We start from the raw sequence: 18566 nt of genomic DNA, 5'->3' as shown, positions 1-18566 counted from the left end.
TCAGACCGACTCGCGCTCGACCAGGGTCGTCGGCACCACGGTGACCGGCTCCACGTGCTCGCCGGCCAGCCGCCGCAGCAGCTTGTCGGCCATCGCCTCGCCCATCGCGCGCGAGTGCTGGTCGACGGTGGTCAGGCCGATCTCGCCCCGGGTGGCGTAGGAGCTGTTGTCGAAGCCGATGACCGACACGTCCTGGGGCACCCTCAGGCCGTGCTGCTGCAGTGCGAGCAGGGCGCCGCTGGCCATGAGGTCGCTCGCCACGAAGAGGGCATCGAGGTCGGGGTGCTCGCGCAGCAGCTCGAGTGCCGCGCGCACGCCGCCGACCTCGGTGAAGTCGCCGCGGGCCAGGCGCTGCGCGCCCAGGCCGGCCGACTCGAGGGTCTCGCGCCAGCCGAGCTCGCGGTCGAGGGCGGCGGGCATGTCGTCGGGTCCGGCGAGGTGGGCGATGTGGGTGCGACCGCGCTCGATGAGGCGCCGGGTCGCGGTGACCGCGCCGCCGTGGTTGTCGGCGTCGACGTAGCACAGCGTGGGAGGTGCCACGGTGCCGAACGGCCGGCCACCGAAGACGATGGGCATGTCGGGGTCGAGCGCCGCGAGGAAGTGGTCGCCCGCGTGGTGCGACACGACGATGGCGCCGTCCACGTTGCCGCCGAGCAGGTAGCGGCGTGTCTTGTCGGACGGGGAGCTGGGGTGGGTCAGCTGCAGGTTGAGGACGTAGTCGCTGTCGTCGAGGCGGTCGCTGATCCCCTGCACCACGTCGGCGAAGTAGGGGTCACCGAAGAAGCGGTGGGCGTCCTCGGGAACGACGAGGGCGATCGCCATCGTGTGGCGCGCCACCAGCGAGCGGGCCGCGCGGTTCGGCACGTAGTTGAGCCGGGCGATGGCCTCCTGCACCGCCTCGACGACCTCCGGGCTGACCTTCGGCGAGCCGTTGACGACGCGCGAGACCGTGGCCCGGGAGACGCCGGCCTCCTTGGCCACGGCCTCGAGCGTCGGCCGGGTGGGCAGTGTCGCCGAGGTCTCGATCACGGACCGTCCGCTGCGGGACTGCCCCCTGGCAGTCCGCGGGCCGCGATGATCGCCGCGTAGGCGTGGCCGCTGTCCTTGATGGTGCGCTCCTGGCTGTCGTAGTCGACGCGGACGATACCGAACCGCTGGCTGTAGCCCCACGCCCACTCGTAGTTGTCGAGCAGGGACCAGTAGAAGTATCCGCGCACCGGCACCCCCGCGTCGACGGCATCGAGGATGGCGCCGAGGTGGTCGTGCAGGAAGGCGGTCCGGGCGGCGTCGTGCACGAGGCCGTCGCCGTCCGGCTCGTCGGCGAAGGCGGCGCCGTTCTCGGTGACGTACAGCTCGGTGCCGGCGGGCGCGGCATACTCCGCGTGCACCCGCTCGAGGAGGCGGGTGAGCCCCTCGGGCTGGACCTCCCATCCCATGGCGGTGGTCGCCAGCGGGCGCGGGTGGCGGAAGACGCCGTCGGCGGCGGGGAAGGGCGAGCGCACCGGGCGCGCGGTCACCGCCTCGGTCACCGGCGCGTCCGGGTGCGGGCGGTGGCTGAGGGCCTCGCCCTGGTAGTAGTTCACGCCGAGCACGTCGATGGGGGTCGAGATCACCGCGAGGTCGCCGTCGCGGACGACCCGCTCGAGGCCGAGGCCGCGCACGTCCTCCAGCAGGTCGCTCGGGTAGGCGCCGCGGAAGATGGGGTCGAGGAAGACCCGGTTCATCTGGGCGTCGACCCGCCGCGCCGCGTCGACGTCGCGGGGGTCGGTCGGGTCGACGGGGTCGGCGACGGTGAGGTTGAGCGTCAGACCGAGCGACAGGGAGTCGTCCCGATCGCGCAGCGCCCGCACCACCTGGCCGTGGCCGAGCATCAGGTGGTGGGCTGCGGCCAGCCCGGCAGCGGGGTCGGTGTGCCCCGGGGCGTGCACCCCCGCGGTGTAGCCGAGGAAGGCCGAGCAGAACGGCTCGTTGAGGGTGGTCCACGTGCGCACCCGGTCGCCGAGCCGGTCGTGCACCGCCAGGGCGTAGTCGGTGAAGCGGTCCACGGTCTCACGGGCGGTCCAGCCGCCGCGGTCCTCGAGCGCCTGCGGGAGGTCCCAGTGGTAGAGGGTGAGCCAGGGGCTGACGCCGGCGCCGAGCAGCTCGTCGACGAGGCGCTCGTAGAAGTCGAGCCCCTTCGCGTTGACGGTGTGGCCGTCGGGCACGACCCGGGCCATGCTCACCGAGAACCGGTAGCTGTCCAGGCCGAGCCGGGCCATGAGCGCGACGTCGTCGCGGTAGCGGTGGTAGTGGTCGCAGGCGACGTCGCCGGTGTCACCACCGAGCACCGCGCCCGGCTCGCGGGAGAAGGTGTCCCAGATGGAGTCGCGTCGGCCGTCCTCGTGGGCCGCGCCCTCGATCTGGTATGCCGCGGTGGCGGCTCCCAGCACGAAGCCGGCGGGGAAGGGGCGGAGACTGGCGGCCGGGGCGACCGCGGGTGCCGGGGTCGCCGAGGTGGTCGGGGTGGCCTCGGTGGTCGGGGTGGCCTCGGTGGTCGGGGTGGTGGTCATCCCTTGACTGCTCCTTGCATGATGCCGGCGACGAGCTGCCGCCCGGCGAGGACGAAGACGATGATGAGCGGGATCGCGGCGAGGACGACGCCGGCGAGGACGAGCGAGTAGTCGACGTAGTGGGCAGCCTGGAGCTGCTGCAGCGCGACGGGGAGCGTCGGGTTGCCCGGCTCGAGCACGATGAACGGCCAGAAGAAGTTGGTCCACGTGGCGATGAAGGTGAACAGACCCAGCATCGCCGCTCCCGGCCGGCTGGCCGGCAGGGCCACGTGCCAGAAGGTGCGGATCATCGAGCACCCGTCGACCCGGGCGGCCTCGACGAGCTCGTCGGGCAGCGACTCGCGCAGGTACTGCGTCATCCAGAAGACGCCGAACGCGTTGACGAGTGCGGGCACGATCACCGCGCCGACGGAGCCGACCCACCCGAGCTTCGACATCACGATGAAGAGCGGCACGACCCCGAGCTGGGTCGGCACGGCCATGGTGGCGACGACGAAGACCATCAGCCCGTCGCGGCCGCGGAAGCGCAGCTTGGCGAAGGCGAAGCCCGCGAGGGTCGAGAGCGCCACGACGGAGAACGCCACGGTGCTGGAGACGATGACGCTGTTGGTGAAGGCCTTCCAGAACGGCACGGTGTCGACGACCGTGCGCGCGTTCTTGAGGAAGTTGCCTCCGGGCAGCAGGGGGATGCCGTCGGCGTTGAGTGCGGCCGCGTCCTTGCTGCCGATGAGGAACGACCACCACAGCGGGAAGACGGAGGCGAGGAGCACCACGAGCAGGAAGGCGTATGCGCCGGGACCAGCGCGACGCGTGCCCTCATCGCGGGAGGCGGCCCGCTCGGCCCGGCGCCGAGCGCGTCCGGAGGTGTGCCCGGGAGCCCGCCGACCGGCATACCGGTGGTCGGTGCTGTCCGCAGCGGAGGCTCGGGCACGGGGCAGGCTGGTCTGGGTCATCGCTTCCCTCCGGTCGAGGAGATCCGCCGGGTGAGGGCGAAGTTGAGCAGTCCGATGAGCACGATGACGAGGAACAGCAGCCAGGCCACCGCTGCCGCGCGGCCGAAGTTGTGCTGGCCCCAGCCGACGTTCCAGAGGTAGATCGTCAGGGTCTGCCACTGGCGGTCCGCGCCTCCGAGGCCGTACTGGTCGAACATGCGGGGCTCGTCGAAGATCTGCAGGCCGCCGATGGTGGAGGTGATGACGACGAACAGGATCGTGTTGCGCAGCAACGGGACCGTGATGGACAGGAACGTGCGGACGCGCCCGGCGCCGTCGATGAGGGCGGCCTCGTAGTAGTCGCGGGGGATGGCCTGCATGGCGGCCAGGAAGATGAGCGCGTTGTAGCCGGTCCACCGGAAGTTGACCATGGTGGCGATGGCCAGGTGGCTCGGCAGGACGTCGACGTGCCAGCGGAACGGGCCGAGCCCGACCCAGCCGAGCACCTCGTTGAGGAGGCCGTAGCGGTCGCCGAACAGGTCGTTGAAGATCAGGGCGACCGCGACCGGGGCGATGACGTAGGGCAGCAGCACGCCCATCCGCCAGAAGGTGCGGGCGCGCAGGCCGGTGTCGAGGGCGGCGGCGATCAGCAGCGCGAACACGACCTGCGGCACGCTCGAGAGCAGGAAGATGCTGAGGGTGTTGCGCAGCGCGCGCCAGAAGTACTCCTGCTGCAGCACCGTGGTGAAGTTCTCGAGCCCGACGAACTCGCCCTTGCCGCCGATGAGGTTCCACTCGTGCACCGAGACGTAGGCCGTGTAGAGCAGCGGGAAGAGGCCGACGATCGCGAAGAGCACGAAGAACGGCGAGACGTAGAGGTACGGCGAGACCCGGGCGTCCCAGCGGCTGAGCGCTTTTCGGAACGCCGAGCGCTCACCGGCGGGCACGGTGCGGCCCTCGGTGGGGCGGGCGGTGGTCGCGGTCACGGGTGGTCCTCGGGTCGGGGCGGGTGGAGCGGCTGGTGGGCCCGGACGGCCGGCGAGGCGGGTCGCCGACCGTCCGGACCGGTCAGGGTCGGGTCAGCCCAGCGCCTTGACGTCGGCCACGAAGCGCTCCCACGACTTCTCGGGCGTCATCGACTTGTCCTCGACGCGGGTCAGTGCCTGCTGCATGGCGTCGTTGACCGGGAAGTACTTCGGGCCCTTGTAGGGCGTGACCGTGACGGCCTTGGCCCGCTCGGCGAAGATCGTGCCGGTCGGTGCGTCGGCGAAGAACGGGTTCTTCACGGACGCGAGCTCAGGGCTGGTCAGCGCCGCCTGCTGGCTGGGGAAGGCGCCGACGGCCTTGAAGGCCTTGATCTGCTGCTCCGGGGCGGTGAGCCACGCGGCGAGGGCCTCGGCCTCCTTGGGGTGCTTGGACTGGGTCGGCACGGTCAGGTACGAGCCGCCCCAGTTGCCGCCACCGCCGGGGAAGGTGTTGGCGACGTCCCAGCCCTTGACGCCCTTGGCGTTGCCCTCGATGACACCGAGCATCCAGCCGGGGCAGAGCATGGTGGCGAAGCCGTCCTTCTGGAAGCTCGCCACCCAGTCGTCGCTCCACTGCTGCAGGTGGGCCGACAGGCCGTCGTCGATGCCGGCCTTGACGACCGTGTCGTAGAGGCGGCGGACCTCGGGGTTGGTCGTGGCGATGACGGCGTTGTCGCCCTTGTTCTCGTAGGTCGTCTCGACCTGGTTGACCATGCCCTGGTAGGTCGCGCCGATGGAGTCGAACCACGGCACCTTGGAGGCGGCCTTGAACTTCTTGCCGGCGGCGAAGTAGCTGTCCCAGGAGTCGCCGAGGAGGGCGGCGACCTTCTCGCGGTCGGTGGGCAGCCCGGCCTTCTTGAAGAGGTCTGAGCGGTAGCAGATCGCCTCGGGTCCGCTGTCGGTGCCGTAGCCGATGAGACGGCCCTTCTGGTCGGTGGCCGCGGCCGCCTTCCAGTCCAGCCAGCGGTCCTTGACCTCGGCCGAACCGAGGTCGTTGAACTTCGAGGAGTACTGCATCAGCTCGGGCAGCCAGTCGACCTCGATGGCCTCGATGTCGCTCAGGCCCGAGCCGGCCGCGAGCCGGGTGTTGAGGTTGTCGCGGGCCTCGTTGCTCGTCGCGGCCTTCTTGTGCTTGATGGTGATGTTCGGGTGCAGCTTCTGGTATTCGGTGATGAGGTCGTCGTAGCCGAACTGGTTGAAGGTCGCGAGCGTCAGCTCGACCTTCTCGTTGCCGGATCCGGAGGTGGAGCCGCTGGCGCTGTCGTCCGAGGCGCAGGCACTGAGCGTGACCACGACGGAGACAGCGGTGACAGCGGCAAGGGCGTGCATGCGCTTCGCGCGGGTCATGAGAACTCCTTTGATCTCACCCAGGTTGCCTGTCGTGAGAGCGCTCTCTTGTGCGTGAGAGCGCTCTCACGACGCACATGGTGGAGGGTGGGGAGGGGAGCCGTCAAGGGGGAGCGCAGAAATCGTGCTGACGGCACGTGCTGCCAGCCGAAGGGCTGGCAGGCTCCGTTCCGGCGGGGGTCAGTCCCTCAGCGCTGGTCGACCATGACCTCGATCGTGTAGTCCTGCGCGCGGTAGCAGTGGTCGCCGTACTCGACGGGGTTGCCGACCGCGTCGAACGCGCTGCGCGTCATGGTGAGCACCGGCTGGGAGGGCCGCAGGCCCAGGTGCCGTCGCTCGGCGGGGGTGGGGTTGCGCGCCCCGATCCGCTGGTGGGCCACGACCGGCTTCACCCCGCGCTCGCGCAGGGCGGCATACAGGCCCTTCTCCTCGAGCTCCTCGCGGGTGATGTCGCTGTACAGAGGCGGGAGCCAGTTGTGCATCACGGCCAGCGGCAGGTCACCTGCGCGGCGGAGCCGCACGATCGACAGCAGCGGCGTGTCCGAGGGCAGTCCCATTGCGGCAGAGGCGTGTTCGTCGTGCACCACCTCGTGCGCGAGCACCGTGGTGCTGGGTCGGGCCTCGCCGTCGCGCTGGAGGTCGTCGTAGAGGCTGGTGAGCTCGGCCCGGCGGTGGATCTGCCGGTTGGCGACGGTGGTGCCGAGGCCACGGCGGCGCAGGAGCAGGCCCTGGGCGACCAGCTCCTGGATGGCGCGGCGCACGGTGGGGCGCGAGAGCCCGAGCCGGTCGGCGAGGGCGATCTCGTTCTCGAAGGGGTCTCCGGGCTGCAGCGACCCGTCGGTGACCGCGGAGGTCAGCTGCTCGGCCAGCTGGTGGTACAGCGGCACCGGCGATCCGCGGTCGATGCGGATGTCGAGCTGCTTGGCCATGGGCGCAGGGTACCGCCCGACATCGCTGTTAGACAGGACGTGAGAATGTCAGGACATACGCTTGACAGCGCCCATGGCGCAGGCCACGCTGGACGACGACGACGCCTGCTCGGGCCACCCTCGGACCTCCGGTGCCTCCATGCCGGGATGGGCCCGCGAAGACGCACACGAAGAGGCTCAACGACGAGGTGGATGGAGTGGTCATGCGGATCGGGCTCGCAGGGGTCGGACGGATCGGGGCCTTCCACGCCGAGACCCTGCTGGGCCTGGACTTCGTGGACGAGCTGGTGGTCACCGATGCCGACCCCGGCGCAGGCCGCGAGGTCGCGAACCGGCTGGGAGCCGAGTGGTCGCCGGACGTCGACGCCCTGCTCGCCTCCGGCGTCGACGGCTTCGTCATCGCCGCCGCCACCCCCGCCCACGCGACCCTGCTCCGCCAGGGCATCGCGGCCGGCGTGCCGACGTTCTGCGAGAAGCCGGTGGCCGCCACGCTGGCGGAGACCATCGACCTGGCCAAGCTCGCCGCCAGCACCGACGTGCCGGTGCACGTGGGCTTCCAGCGCCGCTTCGACCGGGGCTACCAGCGCCTGGCTCAGGCCGTGCAGGGTGGTGAGCTCGGCTTCGTGCACTCCATCCGCGCGGCGACCCACGACCAGTCGCCGCCGCCCGCGGCATACGTGCCCACCAGCGGTGGCATCTTCCGCGACTGCAACGTCCACGACTTCGACATCCTGCGCTTCGTCACCGGCCGCGAGGTGGTCTCGGTCCAGGCCACCGGCGCCAACAAGGGCGAGCCGTTCTTCGGCGAGGCGGGTGACGTCGACACCGCAGCCGCCGTGCTCACCCTCGACGACGACACCCTCGCGCTGGTGTCGGCCACCCGCTACAACGGCGCCGGCCACGACGTGCGCATGGAGGCCCACGGCAGCGAGGGAGCCATGGCCGTCGGCCTCGACGACTCCCTGGCCTTCCGCTCCGCCGAGGAGGGCGTCGCCTTCCCGCACGGGCCCCAGCACCGGTCGTTCATGGAGCGCTTCCTGCCGGCCTACCGCGCCGAGCTGACCGCCTTCGCCGAGGTCGCCAGGGGCGACCGTGCCACCCCGTGCAGCGTCGAGGACGCCCTCCAGGCGTTCCGCGTCGCCGAGGCCTGCGAGCTGTCCCGCCACGAGGGGCGCCCGGTGCGCCTGGAGGAGATCGAGACCCTGTGAGCACCACGATCCTGCCGCTGGAGGAGCGCGTCGCCGGCGCCCCGATCTCCTGGGGCGTCTGCGAGGTCCCCGGCTGGGGCTGGCAGTACGACCCCGCCACGGTGCTCGACCAGATGAGCGACGTCGGGCTGGCCGCGACCGAGTTCGGTCCCGAGGACTTCCTCCCCGCCGACCCGGACGCCAAAGCAGACCTGTTGGCCACCAAGGGACTTCGCGCCGTCGGGCAGTTCGTGCCCGTCGTGCTGCACGACCCGGGTCACGACCCGCTGCCCGAGGTGGAGCAGGCGATGGAGGGCCTCGTCGCTGCCCGGGCCTCGACCGTGGTGCTCGCCGCGGCCACCGGGCAGGAGGGCTACGACGCCCGGCCCGAGCTCGACGACGCAGGCTGGGCAACGCTGCTCGCCAACCTCGACCGGCTGCGCGAGGCGGCCAACGCCCGCGGCCTGGTGGCGACGCTGCACCCGCACGTCGGCACCATGGTCGAGAGCGGGGAGGAGACCGACCGCGTGCTGGCCGGAAGCAGCATCGGTCTCTGCCTCGACACGGGACACCTCCTCATCGGCGGCGGCGACCCGGTGCGCGTCGCGCAGGAGCACCCCGACCGCATCGCGCACGTGCACCTCAAGGACGTGCGGCTCGAGTGGGCGCGCAAGGTGCAGGCCGGCGAGGCGACCTACACCGAGGCGGTTGCTGACGGGATGTACGTGCCGCTCGGCGACGGTGACGTCGACGTGGCCGCGATCGTGAACGCGCTCGAGGACCACGGGTATGCCGGGTGGTACGTCCTGGAGCAGGACACCATCCTCGCCGGGGAACCGGACGGCGACGGTCCCGTGGACGACGTCCGCACGAGCCTCTACTTCCTGCTGGGGCTGGCGGCACAGCGCTCCGGCGTGGGGATCTGACGATGGCGGCGGATGACGCCGGCACGGCATACGACCTCGTGGCGATGGGGCGCATCAGCGCCGACATCTACCCGCTGCAGAGCGGGGTGGGGCTCGAGGACGTGCAGACCTTCCAGAAGTTCCTCGGCGGGAGCGCCACCAACGTCGCGGTGGCCACGGCCCGCTACGGGCGCCGGGCGGCGCTCATCACGCGCACCGGCCACGACCCGTTCGGGCGCTACGTGAAGGCCGAGGCCGCGCGGCTCGGCGTCGACCCGGTCTTCATCACGGAGGTCGACGGGCCGCCCACGCCGGTGACGTTCTGCGAGGCTTTCCCCCCCGACGACTTCCCCCTCTACTTCTACCGCTACCCGATCGCGCCCGACCTGCTGATCGAGGCCGACGAGCTGCCGCTGCAGGCGATTCGCGAGACGCGCATCTTCTGGGCCACCGTCACGGGGCTCTCGCAGGAGCCGAGCCGCACCGCCCACTTCGCCGCCTGGGAGGCCCGTGGGCGGCGCCGCCACACCGTGCTCGACCTCGACTACCGCCCGATGTTCTGGCCGCACCCCGACGAGGCCGGCGCCCAGGTGGCCAAGGCGCTCGAGCACGTGACGGTCGCGGTGGGCAACCGCGAGGAGTGCGAGGTCGCGGTCGGCGAGACCGACCCGCAGCGGGCGGCCGACGCCCTGCTCGAGCGGGGGGTCGAGCTCGCGATCGTGAAGCAGGGACCCAAGGGCGTGCTGGCCGCCACCCGGGACGAGCGGGTGGAGGTTCCGCCGTTCCCGGTGGAGGTGGTCAACGGGCTCGGTGCGGGTGACGCCTTCGGTGGCGCGCTCTGCCACGGCCTGCTGAACGGCTGGGACCTGCGCCGCGTTCTCGAGTTCGCCAACGTCGCCGGGGCCATCGTCGCCTCCCGACTGGAGTGCTCGACGGCCATGCCGACCGAGGCCGAGGTCGAGGACCACCTCGCCACACGCGCGCCCATCGAGGCCGCCCCGGGAAGTCGGGAGGCGTGATGTCGACCAGTCCGACCAGCCCGACCGTCTCGGTCGCCGACCTGACCGAGATCCGGGTGCGCGAGCCACACCGCATCGCCCACGCCTGGGCCACCCGGCGGCGCCGCGAGCTCGTCGGCCCCGACGGACGGCTGCTCATCGTGGCGGCCGACCACCCGGCCCGCGGTTCGCTGGGCGTGCGCGACGACCCGGTCGCGATGGCCAGCCGCAGCGACCTGCTCGCCCGGCTCGCCACCGCGGTGGCGTGCCCCGGCGTCGACGGCGTGCTCGGCACCCCCGACGTGCTCGACGACCTGCTGCTGCTCGGGGTGCTCGAGGACAAGGTGGTCATCGGTTCGATGAACCGCGGTGGGCTGCAGGGCTCCTCGTTCGAGCTCGACGACCGGTTCACCGCCTACCGGGCCCGTGACATCGCCGCCGCCGGCCTCGACGGCGGCAAGATGCTGACCCGGATCGACCTCGACGACCCCGGCACCGTCGCGACGCTGGAGGCCAGCGCGGCCGCGGTCAGCGAGCTGGCCGAGCACGGGCTCATGGCGATGGTCGAGCCGTTCCTGTCGACCCGGCGCGACGGCCGCGTGACCAACCTCCTCGACCCCGAGTCGACGATCAGGTCGATCCACATCGCGTCCGGCCTCGGCGCCACCAGCGCCCACACCTGGCTGAAGCTGCCGGTGGTCGACGACCTGGCCCGCGTGATGGACGCGACGACCCTGCCGACCCTGCTGCTGGGCGGTGACCCGCAGGGCGACCCGAAGGACACCTACGCCTCCTGGGGGCGGGCGCTCGACCTGCCGGCCGTGCGCGGGCTCGTCGTCGGCCGCGCCCTCCTGTACCCACCCGACGGTGACGTGGCAGCGGCCGTCGACCTGGCTGCCCGACTGGTCCACGGGGGTGCACGGTGAACGGCAGCGGCGCCGACAACGAGCGCTGGGTGCGCGCGTTCGGGTCGACCCGGCAGGACGGCTGGGACGTGGTCATCGACGACGGCATCGAGGGCTGGCGGCACACCAGCCTGTATGCCGCGCGGCTGGCCGAGGGGGAGAGCCGCGAGGTCCCGGCCGGGGAGTGGGAGCACCTGGTGGTGCCGCTCTCGGGGTCGGTGACCGTGGAGTGCGGGCACGGGAAGGCCGTGCTCGCCGGCCGGCCGTCGGTGTTCGCCGGGCCGACCGACGTCGCCTACGTCACCCGTGACACGGCTCTGACGGTCACGGCCACCGGGGGACCGGCTCGCGTGGCCGTCTGTGGCGCGCAGGCGGCCGCACCGCACACGCCGTCTTTCCGCCACGTCGAGGCGGCCGAGGTGCCGGTCGAGCTGCGCGGTGCCGGCACCGCGAGCCGGGAGGTGCGCAACTTCGGCATCCCGGGGGTGCTCGACGCCGACTCCCTCATCGCCTGCGAGGTCGTCACGCCGGCCGGCAACTGGAGCTCGTACCCGCCGCACAAGCACGACGAGGAGCGCGAGGGCGTCGAGACCGAGCTCGAGGAGATCTACTACTTCGAGACACAGGTCGAGGCCGGGGCTCCCGCACCGGAGGGCGCAGATCCCGTTGGCTACCAACGGGTCTACGGCACCGATGACAGGCCGATCGACGTGGTGGCCGAGGTGCGCACCGGTGACGTCGTGCTGGTGCCGCACGGCTGGCACGGACCCGCGATGGCCCCGCCGGGCTACGACCTGTACTACCTCAACGTCATGTCCGGCCCCGGTGACCAACGGGCCTGGCTCATCTGTGACGACCCGGCCCACGGCTGGGTGCGCCAGACCTGGACGACGCAGGACGTCGACCCCCGACTCCCCCTGGGAGGACAGTCATGACTGACCAGCAGACGGTGCGGCTGACCGTGGCCCAGGCCGTGGTGCGCTTCCTCTCGCACCAGTGGAGCGAACGGGACGGCCGGCGGCAGAAGCTCTTCGCCGGGTGCCTCGGCATCTTCGGGCACGGCAACGTCGCGGGCCTCGGGCAGGCGCTGCTGCAGAGCGAGCTCGAGCACGAGGGGCACGAGTCCGACAACCCGCTGCCCTACGTGCTCTCCCGCAACGAGCAGGCCATGGTGCACACCGCGGTCGCCTACGCGCGGCAGAAGGACCGGCTGCAGGCCTGGGCCTGCACCGCCTCCGTGGGCCCCGGCTCGACCAACATGCTCACCGGTGCCGCGCTGGCCACCATCAACCGGATTCCGGTGCTGCTGCTGCCTTCCGGCACCTTCGCGAGCCGCGTCGCGGCTCCGGTCCTGCAGGAGCTGGAGCAGCCGTCCGCCGCCGACGTCACCGTCAACGACGCCTTCCGCCCGCTGTCGAGGTTCTTCGACCGGGTGAACCGGCCCGAGCAGCTGCCCGCCGCCCTGCTCGGCGCGATGCGGGTGCTGACAGACCCGGCCGAGACCGGCGCCTGCACGATCGCGCTCCCGCAGGACGTGCAGGCCGAGGCGTTCGACTGGCCGGTCGAGCTCTTCGACGACCGGGTGTGGCGGATCGCCCGGCCGCCGGCCGAGCAGGTCGACCTCGACGACGCGGCAGCCCTGGTGCGGGCCGCGAAGCGGCCGCTCGTCGTCGCGGGAGGCGGCGTGCACTACTCCGGCGCCGAGGAGGCGCTGCGGGCGCTCTGCGAGCAGACCGGCATACCGGTGGGTGAGACCCAGGCGGGCAAGGGGTCGCTGCCGCACGGTCACCCGCAGGCGATGGGGGCCATGGGCTCCACGGGGACGACCGCCGCGAACGCCCTCGCCGCCGAGGCCGACCTCGTCATCGGCGTGGGCACGCGGTGGAGCGACTTCACCACCGCATCGCGAACCGCGTTTCAGGACAACGGAGTCCGGTTCATCAACATCAACGTCGCCCGGCTCGACGCGGGAAAGCAGGGTGGCCTGTCCATCGTGGCCGACGCGCGCGACGCCCTCACCGCGCTGGGTGCGGCGCTGGAGGGGTATGCCGTCGAGCCGGGCTACCGCGAGCGGCAGGCCGAGCTGTGGGCCGAGTGGGACGAGCGGGTCGAGGCGGCCTACCACCCGTCGGAGCTGGTCACCAGCGCCCTCGCCCCCGGACTGCTCACGCAGGCCCAGGTGATCGGCGCCGTCAACGAGCTGACCGACGCACGTGACGTGGTGCTGTGCGCCGCCGGCTCGATGCCGGGTGACCTGCACAAGCTGTGGCGGGTCCGTGACCGCAAGGGCTACCACGTCGAGTACGGCTACTCCTGCATGGGATACGAGGTGCCTGCGTCCATCGGGATCCGGATGGCCGAGCCCGACCGCGACGTCTTCGCGATGGTGGGCGACGGTGGGTGGCTGATGATGCCGACGGAGCTGGTCACCGCGGTGCAGGAGCGGCTCAAGGTCGTCGTCGTCCTGGTGCAGAACCACGGGTTCCACTCGATCGGCTCGCTGTCGGAGTCGCTGGGGTCGCAGAGGTTCGGCACGCGCTACCGGTACCGCGACGCCTCCAGCGGCCGGCTCGAGGGCGAGAAGCTGCCGCTCGACCTCGCCGCCAACGCGCGCAGTCTCGGCGCCCACGTCATCGAGGTGCACAGCGCCGACGAGCTGACCCAGGCGATCAAGGAGGCCAAGGCGTGGCCGGCCGACGGCGGCCCTGTCGTCATCCACGTCGAGACCGATCCCACCGTCTACGCGCCCGACAGCGCGTCGTGGTGGGACGTGCCGGTCAGCGAGGTGTCCGAGCTCGAGAGCACGCGGAACGCCTACACGGAGTACACCGAGCACAAGGCACATCAGCGGCCGCTGCTCGCCCCGACGCACACCACCTCCGGTGGTGGCTCGTGACGAACCCCTTGCGGGTCGGCATCATCGGCGTCGGCACCATGGGCGCCGACCACGCCGAGCGCCTGGCACACCGGATCGCCGGCGCCGAGCTCGTGGCGGTCTCGGACCCCGACACCGCCCGGGCCGAACAGCTCGCGGCACGCTTCGAGGGCGTGCGCAGCATTGCCGACCCGCTGCACCTGGTGGCGGCGGACGACATCGACGCGGTGCTCATCGCCTCGCCCGGGTTCGTCCACGAGGAGCAGGTGCTCGCCTGCCTCGAGCACGGCAGGTACACCCTGTGCGAGAAGCCGTTGACCATGGACAGCGAGTCGTCGCTCAGGCTGGTCGAGGCCGAGCAAAAGGGCGGCCGACCGCTGGTGCAGGTCGGGTTCATGCGCCGGTTCGACCCGGACTACGTGCGGCTGAAGGCCATGGTCGACAGCGGCGACCTGGGGCGGATGCTGTTGCTGCACAACATCCACCGAAACAAGAGTGTGCCCGACCCGTCGTTCCGGAGCGAGATGATCGTCCGCGACTCGCTCGTCCACGAGGTCGACGTCGCACGGTTCCTCTTCGGTGAGGAGATCACCGAGATCACGGTCCTCTCACCGGCACCGACCCGGGCGGCGCAGCCGGGCGTGGTGGACCCGCAGGTGGCCGTCTTCCGCATGGAGGGCGGCGGACTGGTCACCACGGAGGTCTTCGTCAACTCGCAGGTCGGCTACGAGGTGCGGTGCGAGGCAGTGGCCGAGCGCGGCACCGTCACCGTCGGCCAGAACGGAGGCGGGCTGTCGACCACCCGCCTCTCGGGCGACGGGGCGGCCGGGCCGGGTCTGTGGGGAGGCGTCGTGCCCGGTGACTACCGCGAGCGGTTCGCCGCGGCATACGACCTCGAGGTGCAGGCGTGGGTCGACGCCAGTCGTCGCGGCGAGGTCGTCGGACCCACCGCGTGGGACGGGTATGCCGCCACGGCCGTCTGCCAGGCGGGCATGGAGTCGCTCCACACCGGCGAGCCGGTGCGGGTCGACCTCGCCGACCGCACGGCCCTCCCCGGCACCGGCTGAGGAGCCCGGCGGGCGAGCGCGCCGGGGAGGAGCGCTCCGACGGGGAAGGTTGTAAAGGAATACCAATCTGCATCTTCCAGTGCCGGCCTTGGGAGGAGTAGTGTCCGCTCGGCTCCCCGGTGGGTTGGGGTGCCGCAGCAGGGGGTCGAGCAGCGGGCCCCACCACTCGGGGGCCTTCGCCCCCACCGGGTCTCCCAGGAGGGGACGTCATGCGAGTACCGCGCACCACGCGAAGAAGCATCATCGCCGGAACACTCGGACTGGCCCTGGCGGCCACCGCGGCCGGCGGCTACCTCGGACGCTACGAGCTCCGGGAGAAGTGGATGGAGCACCAGCTCGAGGGACGGGGCTACAACGCCGCCGTCATGGAGAAGGCGCTCATGATCGCCGGCGGCAACCCCGCCGAGGCGCAGAAGGAGTCCAAGGAGGCGGCCACCCTCGCCGAGCAGTTCGCCCAGGCGCGCACAGCTCCCGGCATCGTGGCGCCCGGTGCCTACGGCACCGCGTTCACGCAGCTGTCCTCCCTGCCGCACACCGATGGCACGTGGCAAGAGGTCACCAAGGTGCCGTACAACGCCGATGACCCGCGTTACCGTGACTGGTACTCCAACTCCAGTGGGGGAGCAGGCCACGTCACCGGACGCGTCACCGGCCTGGCGGCCGACACCTCCGGACACGTGTATGCCGCGGGTGCCGACGGCGGCGTCTGGCGCTCCAGCCAGGGTGGCGGGGCCTGGACGCCCATCGCCGACGCGCTCCCGTCCCTGAGCGGCGGAGACCTGCAGCTGGCCGGCAGCGACGGCTCGCTGTGGTTCGCCACCGGCGAGGCCAACACCGGCGGCACGTCCTACGTCGGCGCCGGGGTCTACCGGCTCGGCAACCCGACCACCGGGTCCTTCAGCCCCTCCGACCGGGTGGGTGGCAAGGAGCTGGAGTCGACCACGATCGGACGGCTGCGCTGGGGCGGCGGGTCGACCGTCTTCGCCGCTACGAACCGCGGCATCTGGTACCACGCGGCCGGTTCCGCGAAGGGCGACTGGAGCTTCGGCTTCGCGCCCAACATGTCGTGGATGCCCGAGATCAAGGACGACGGGGGCAAGGTCCTCGTCCCCGCCGGGTCGAACTGGTCCGGGGACACCGCCTCCGGGCCGACCAACGCGGCCTACAAGAACATCGTCAACGACATCGCGGTCGACCCCAAGAACCCCAAGCACGTGATCGCCGCCATCGGCTGGCGCTCGGGTGACACCTACAACGGGTTCTACGAGACCAAGGACTTCACCAAGGGCCCGTCGAGCTGGCAGAAGCTCTCGGTGACCCTCGGTGGCATCACCAACACGAGCGACGTGGGCTACACCACGTTCGCGTTCAGCAAGACCGGCGACCGGCTCTACGCGATGGTGCAGCAGCCGAGCAAGATCGCCGGGTCGTCCTCTCTGGCCGGCATCTTCGTCTCCAAGACGGGTTCGCCGAACGGGCCGTGGAACCAGATCGCCAACCAGCAGCAGCTGCACAACAGCGGCTCGGCGCTGGACCGCAAGGGCTACGGCGTCGGGGTGCAGGCCTGGTACAACCAGTTCCTGCAGGTGGACCCGGCGAACGCCGACCACGTCTGGGCCGGGCTCGAAGAGGTCTTCGAGACCAAGGACGCAGGCTCGCACTGGTCGGCCGTGTCGCCGTACTGGAACTTCTACTTCCCGTGCTGGAACATCGACGACGGGAAGAACACCTGCCCGCTGGCCGGTCACCCCGACCAGCACTCGGTGACGGTCGGCAGCGCCGGCGGCACCCCCGTGGTGTTCTTCGGCAACGACGGTGGCGTCTACCGACGTCCTGTGAACGGCCAGGTCAACGCCAACGGCAACGCCACCGACCTGGTGTCGGTGTCGAAGGACGGCACGCTCGGCGCCCTGCAGTACTACTCCGCCTCGGTGGGCAAGGACCCCTCGGGGACCGGTGTGGTCGTCTCCGGCGGCCTGCAGGACAACGGCGTCTCCAACCTGCGCAAGGTGGCAGCGAACGGCAGCAACGGCGACACGGAGATGGGCTCCAACTTCGGTGGCGACGGTGGCGACGGCGCCGCTGACCCGCGCAACGGCTGCAACCAGCTGCAGGAGTACGTCTACCTGTCGGTCAAGGTGACCAACAACTGCGCCGAGAACCCCGGTGCGACCAGCGAGGCCGACGCGTCGTCGTGGTCGCTCGACCCGAGTGACCCGAACCCGCGGTTCATCGCCCCGATCGGGCTCGACGGGTCCAAGCCGGACAACGCCATCTTCGGCGGCCAGTACGTCTGGACCGCGTCCGACGTGTGGAAGGCGCGTGACGCCAGCGTCATGAAGAAGCAGTTCGACCTCGGCGCCGGGCACTCGGCCACCGCGGTCGCGATGGAGAACGGCGCGGCGTATGTGTCCTGGTGCGGTCCGTGCAACAACGCCGGCTTTGCCCGCGGCATCGCCACCAACGCCGGCGGCACGTGGCACCAGCTGACGCTGGACTCCTCGTTCCCGAACCGCTTCGTCCAGGGCCTGGCTGTCGACCCGGCGAACGGGAACCACGCGTATGCCGCGATCAACGGCTTCTCGCGTCGGTTCACCGAGGGTCCGGGTGCCGGTGTCGGCCACGTCTACGAGACGACCGACGGCGGCGCGCACTGGAGCGACATCAGCGGCAACCTGCCCGACGTGCCGGCCAACGCGGTCAAGCGGCTGTCCAACGGCGGGCTCGTCCTCGGCACCGACCTCACGGCGTTCTACCGGGCTCCCGGTGCGACGTCGTGGAAGGTGCTCGGAACCGGGCTGCCCACCACCGTGGTCATGGACGTGGAGGCCGGCCCGGACGGCAACCTCTACGTGGGGACGCACGGTCGCGGGATCTGGAGCATCCCGACGCCCTGACGGACCACACCGCCGTATGCCGTGCCCCTCACCGTGAGGGGCACGGCATACGTGTCCCTGGACGTCCGGCGGGGATGATCCGTGGCCGACGTCGGGCGGGACGACGGGGACGGGCGGCCGCACCCGGGGCCTACCGCAGCACGAGCGCCAGGGCCGAGACCACGGTGGCGGCGAGCACCGCCTGGTCGAACCGCGCCTGGCTCAGCCGCCGGGCCGTGTGGAGCCCGGCCCACGCCCCGAGGACCACGACCGGCGCGAGCAGCGCGGTGCGCACGAGCGTCGTCGAGCTGAAGAGTCCCAGCCCGGCGCTGAACGGCACCTTGCAGAGGTTGACGCCGAAGAAGAAGACCGCCGCGGTGCCCAGGAACCGCCGCTTCTCGACGCCCTGCGCCACGAGGTAGAGGGTCATGACGGCGCCCGCGGCGTTGGCCGTCATGGTGGCGAAACCGGCCCCGAGCCCGGTGCCGACGGCGGCCGTCCGCGAGGTGCCGACGGCGTCGGGGTCCGGGCTGCGCCACCGCAGCACCAGCTGCAGCGCGGCCATGGCGAGCAGCAGGACGCCGATAGAGCGGCGCAGCACGCCGTCGTCGACGACGGCCAGGAACAGCGAGCCGAGCACCAGGCCGGGCAGGACGGCCGGGATCAGCCGCCGCAGCAGGCCGAGGTCCGCGTGCCTGCGGTAGTGCCAGACCGCCACCACGTCGCCGACGATGAGGAGCAGCAGGATCGCTGCGGTGGACTCACGTGCCGGCATGACACTGGCGAAGATGGCGATGGAGATGCTGGCCAGGCCGCCGATCGAGGTCTTGGGGTAGCCGATCAGCAGTGCCGCCACACCGAGCAGCAGGGCAGTCACCGGGCGAGTCTAGGCGGCGCGCGTGGTCATGCCGCTCCACGCCAGTGGCCCGCGCCACCGATGTCCTGCGCTGGCGGTGCCTCGTCCGAACCGC

At 71.5% G+C, this 18566-nt stretch carries 15 protein-coding genes; 8 read left to right on the top strand and 7 right to left on the bottom strand.

Translation table 11 applies throughout. The features are described from left to right. The 6 genes from BMW78_RS10435 to BMW78_RS10410 all read right to left on the bottom strand — a co-directional run bounded on the left by BMW78_RS10435 (position 1) and on the right by BMW78_RS10410 (position 6782). A complete protein-coding gene (locus BMW78_RS10435) occupies positions 1-1029 on the bottom strand; it encodes a LacI family DNA-binding transcriptional regulator (protein ID WP_091758975.1) in 1029 nt (342 codons plus the stop codon). Next, entirely contained in the window at positions 1026-2549 is a 1524-nt protein-coding gene (locus BMW78_RS10430; RefSeq protein WP_091758973.1) for a GH1 family beta-glucosidase, read from the bottom strand. The genes BMW78_RS10435 and BMW78_RS10430 overlap by 4 nt, the downstream gene beginning before the upstream one ends. Then, entirely contained in the window at positions 2546-3502 is a 957-nt protein-coding gene (locus tag BMW78_RS10425) for a carbohydrate ABC transporter permease (protein WP_091758971.1), read from the bottom strand. Before BMW78_RS10425 ends, BMW78_RS10430 begins: the two co-directional genes overlap by 4 nt. Further along, a complete protein-coding gene (locus BMW78_RS10420) occupies positions 3499-4467 on the bottom strand; it encodes a carbohydrate ABC transporter permease (protein ID WP_091758969.1) in 969 nt (322 codons plus the stop codon). Before BMW78_RS10420 ends, BMW78_RS10425 begins: the two co-directional genes overlap by 4 nt. A gap of 93 nt (positions 4468-4560) precedes the next feature. Then, positions 4561-5853 (bottom strand): ABC transporter substrate-binding protein, encoded by a 1293-nt coding sequence (locus tag BMW78_RS10415; RefSeq protein ID WP_091758967.1) that lies wholly within the window; start codon positions 5851-5853, stop codon positions 4561-4563. Positions 5854-6041: 188 nt separating this feature from the next. Continuing rightward, the gene (locus BMW78_RS10410; RefSeq protein WP_091758965.1) at positions 6042-6782 is read right to left on the bottom strand and encodes a GntR family transcriptional regulator; all 741 of its coding nucleotides are present in this window, start codon (positions 6780-6782) and stop codon (positions 6042-6044) included. Positions 6783-6985: 203 nt separating this feature from the next. Between BMW78_RS10410 and BMW78_RS10405 the strand changes: the two genes are divergently transcribed. The 8 genes from BMW78_RS10405 to BMW78_RS10370 all read left to right on the top strand — a co-directional run bounded on the left by BMW78_RS10405 (position 6986) and on the right by BMW78_RS10370 (position 17616). Then, on the top strand, positions 6986-7990 hold the full coding sequence (locus BMW78_RS10405; RefSeq protein ID WP_091759193.1) for a Gfo/Idh/MocA family protein: 1005 nt from the start codon (positions 6986-6988) through the stop codon (positions 7988-7990). Further along, positions 7987-8895 carry a TIM barrel protein gene (locus BMW78_RS10400; protein ID WP_245735776.1) on the top strand — a complete coding sequence of 303 codons (909 nt, stop codon included), beginning with the start codon at positions 7987-7989 and terminating at the stop codon, positions 8893-8895. Before BMW78_RS10405 ends, BMW78_RS10400 begins: the two co-directional genes overlap by 4 nt. Positions 8896-8897: 2 nt before the next feature. Beyond that, positions 8898-9893: a 5-dehydro-2-deoxygluconokinase gene (gene iolC / locus BMW78_RS10395; protein WP_091758963.1), complete on the top strand. Its 996-nt coding sequence runs from the start codon at positions 8898-8900 to the stop codon at positions 9891-9893. Then, positions 9893-10798, top strand: coding sequence for a Cgl0159 family (beta/alpha)8-fold protein (locus BMW78_RS10390; protein ID WP_091758961.1), 906 nt, complete (start codon positions 9893-9895; stop codon positions 10796-10798). Before iolC ends, BMW78_RS10390 begins: the two co-directional genes overlap by 1 nt. After that, positions 10795-11712 (top strand): 5-deoxy-glucuronate isomerase, encoded by a 918-nt coding sequence (iolB, locus tag BMW78_RS10385; protein WP_091758959.1) that lies wholly within the window; start codon positions 10795-10797, stop codon positions 11710-11712. The genes BMW78_RS10390 and iolB overlap by 4 nt, the downstream gene beginning before the upstream one ends. Continuing rightward, positions 11709-13673, top strand: a complete 1965-nt coding sequence (gene iolD, locus BMW78_RS10380) for a 3D-(3,5/4)-trihydroxycyclohexane-1,2-dione acylhydrolase (decyclizing) (protein WP_091758957.1) — start codon at positions 11709-11711, stop codon at positions 13671-13673. Before iolB ends, iolD begins: the two co-directional genes overlap by 4 nt. Then, entirely contained in the window at positions 13670-14719 is a 1050-nt protein-coding gene (locus BMW78_RS10375; protein ID WP_091758955.1) for a Gfo/Idh/MocA family protein, read from the top strand. Before iolD ends, BMW78_RS10375 begins: the two co-directional genes overlap by 4 nt. A 209-nt stretch (positions 14720-14928) precedes the next feature. Beyond that, positions 14929-17616, top strand: coding sequence for a WD40/YVTN/BNR-like repeat-containing protein (locus BMW78_RS10370; protein WP_091758953.1), 2688 nt, complete (start codon positions 14929-14931; stop codon positions 17614-17616). Positions 17617-17746: 130 nt separating this feature from the next. Here BMW78_RS10370 and BMW78_RS10365 read toward each other — a convergent pair whose 3' ends face one another. After that, the gene (locus BMW78_RS10365) at positions 17747-18472 is read right to left on the bottom strand and encodes a sulfite exporter TauE/SafE family protein (protein WP_091758951.1); all 726 of its coding nucleotides are present in this window, start codon (positions 18470-18472) and stop codon (positions 17747-17749) included. Positions 18473-18566: the final 94 nt, after the last annotated feature.

This window comes from Pedococcus cremeus, assembly GCF_900111375.1.
In the GTDB taxonomy this organism is placed as follows: domain Bacteria; phylum Actinomycetota; class Actinomycetes; order Actinomycetales; family Dermatophilaceae; genus Pedococcus_A; species Pedococcus_A cremeus.
The sequence above is the reverse complement of the archived record's forward strand: the minus strand, read 5'-3'. Positions and strand labels throughout refer to the sequence as shown.

What these genes read in the sequence shown, in the direction of transcription:
- BMW78_RS10430 (WP_091758973.1), bottom strand. Translation starts at nt 2,549, where the DNA reads ATGACCACCACCCCGACCACCGAGGCCACCCCGACCACCGAGGCCACC.
- BMW78_RS10425 (WP_091758971.1), bottom strand. Translation starts at nt 3,502, where the DNA reads ATGACCCAGACCAGCCTGCCCCGTGCCCGAGCCTCCGCTGCGGACAGC.
- BMW78_RS10415 (WP_091758967.1), bottom strand. Translation starts at nt 5,853, where the DNA reads ATGACCCGCGCGAAGCGCATGCACGCCCTTGCCGCTGTCACCGCTGTC.
- BMW78_RS10410 (WP_091758965.1), bottom strand. Translation starts at nt 6,782, where the DNA reads ATGGCCAAGCAGCTCGACATCCGCATCGACCGCGGATCGCCGGTGCCG.
- BMW78_RS10405 (WP_091759193.1), top strand. Translation starts at nt 6,986, where the DNA reads ATGCGGATCGGGCTCGCAGGGGTCGGACGGATCGGGGCCTTCCACGCC.
- iolC (WP_091758963.1), top strand. Translation starts at nt 8,898, where the DNA reads ATGGCGGCGGATGACGCCGGCACGGCATACGACCTCGTGGCGATGGGG.
- BMW78_RS10390 (WP_091758961.1), top strand. Translation starts at nt 9,893, where the DNA reads ATGTCGACCAGTCCGACCAGCCCGACCGTCTCGGTCGCCGACCTGACC.
- iolD (WP_091758957.1), top strand. Translation starts at nt 11,709, where the DNA reads ATGACTGACCAGCAGACGGTGCGGCTGACCGTGGCCCAGGCCGTGGTG.
- BMW78_RS10370 (WP_091758953.1), top strand. Translation starts at nt 14,929, where the DNA reads ATGCGAGTACCGCGCACCACGCGAAGAAGCATCATCGCCGGAACACTC.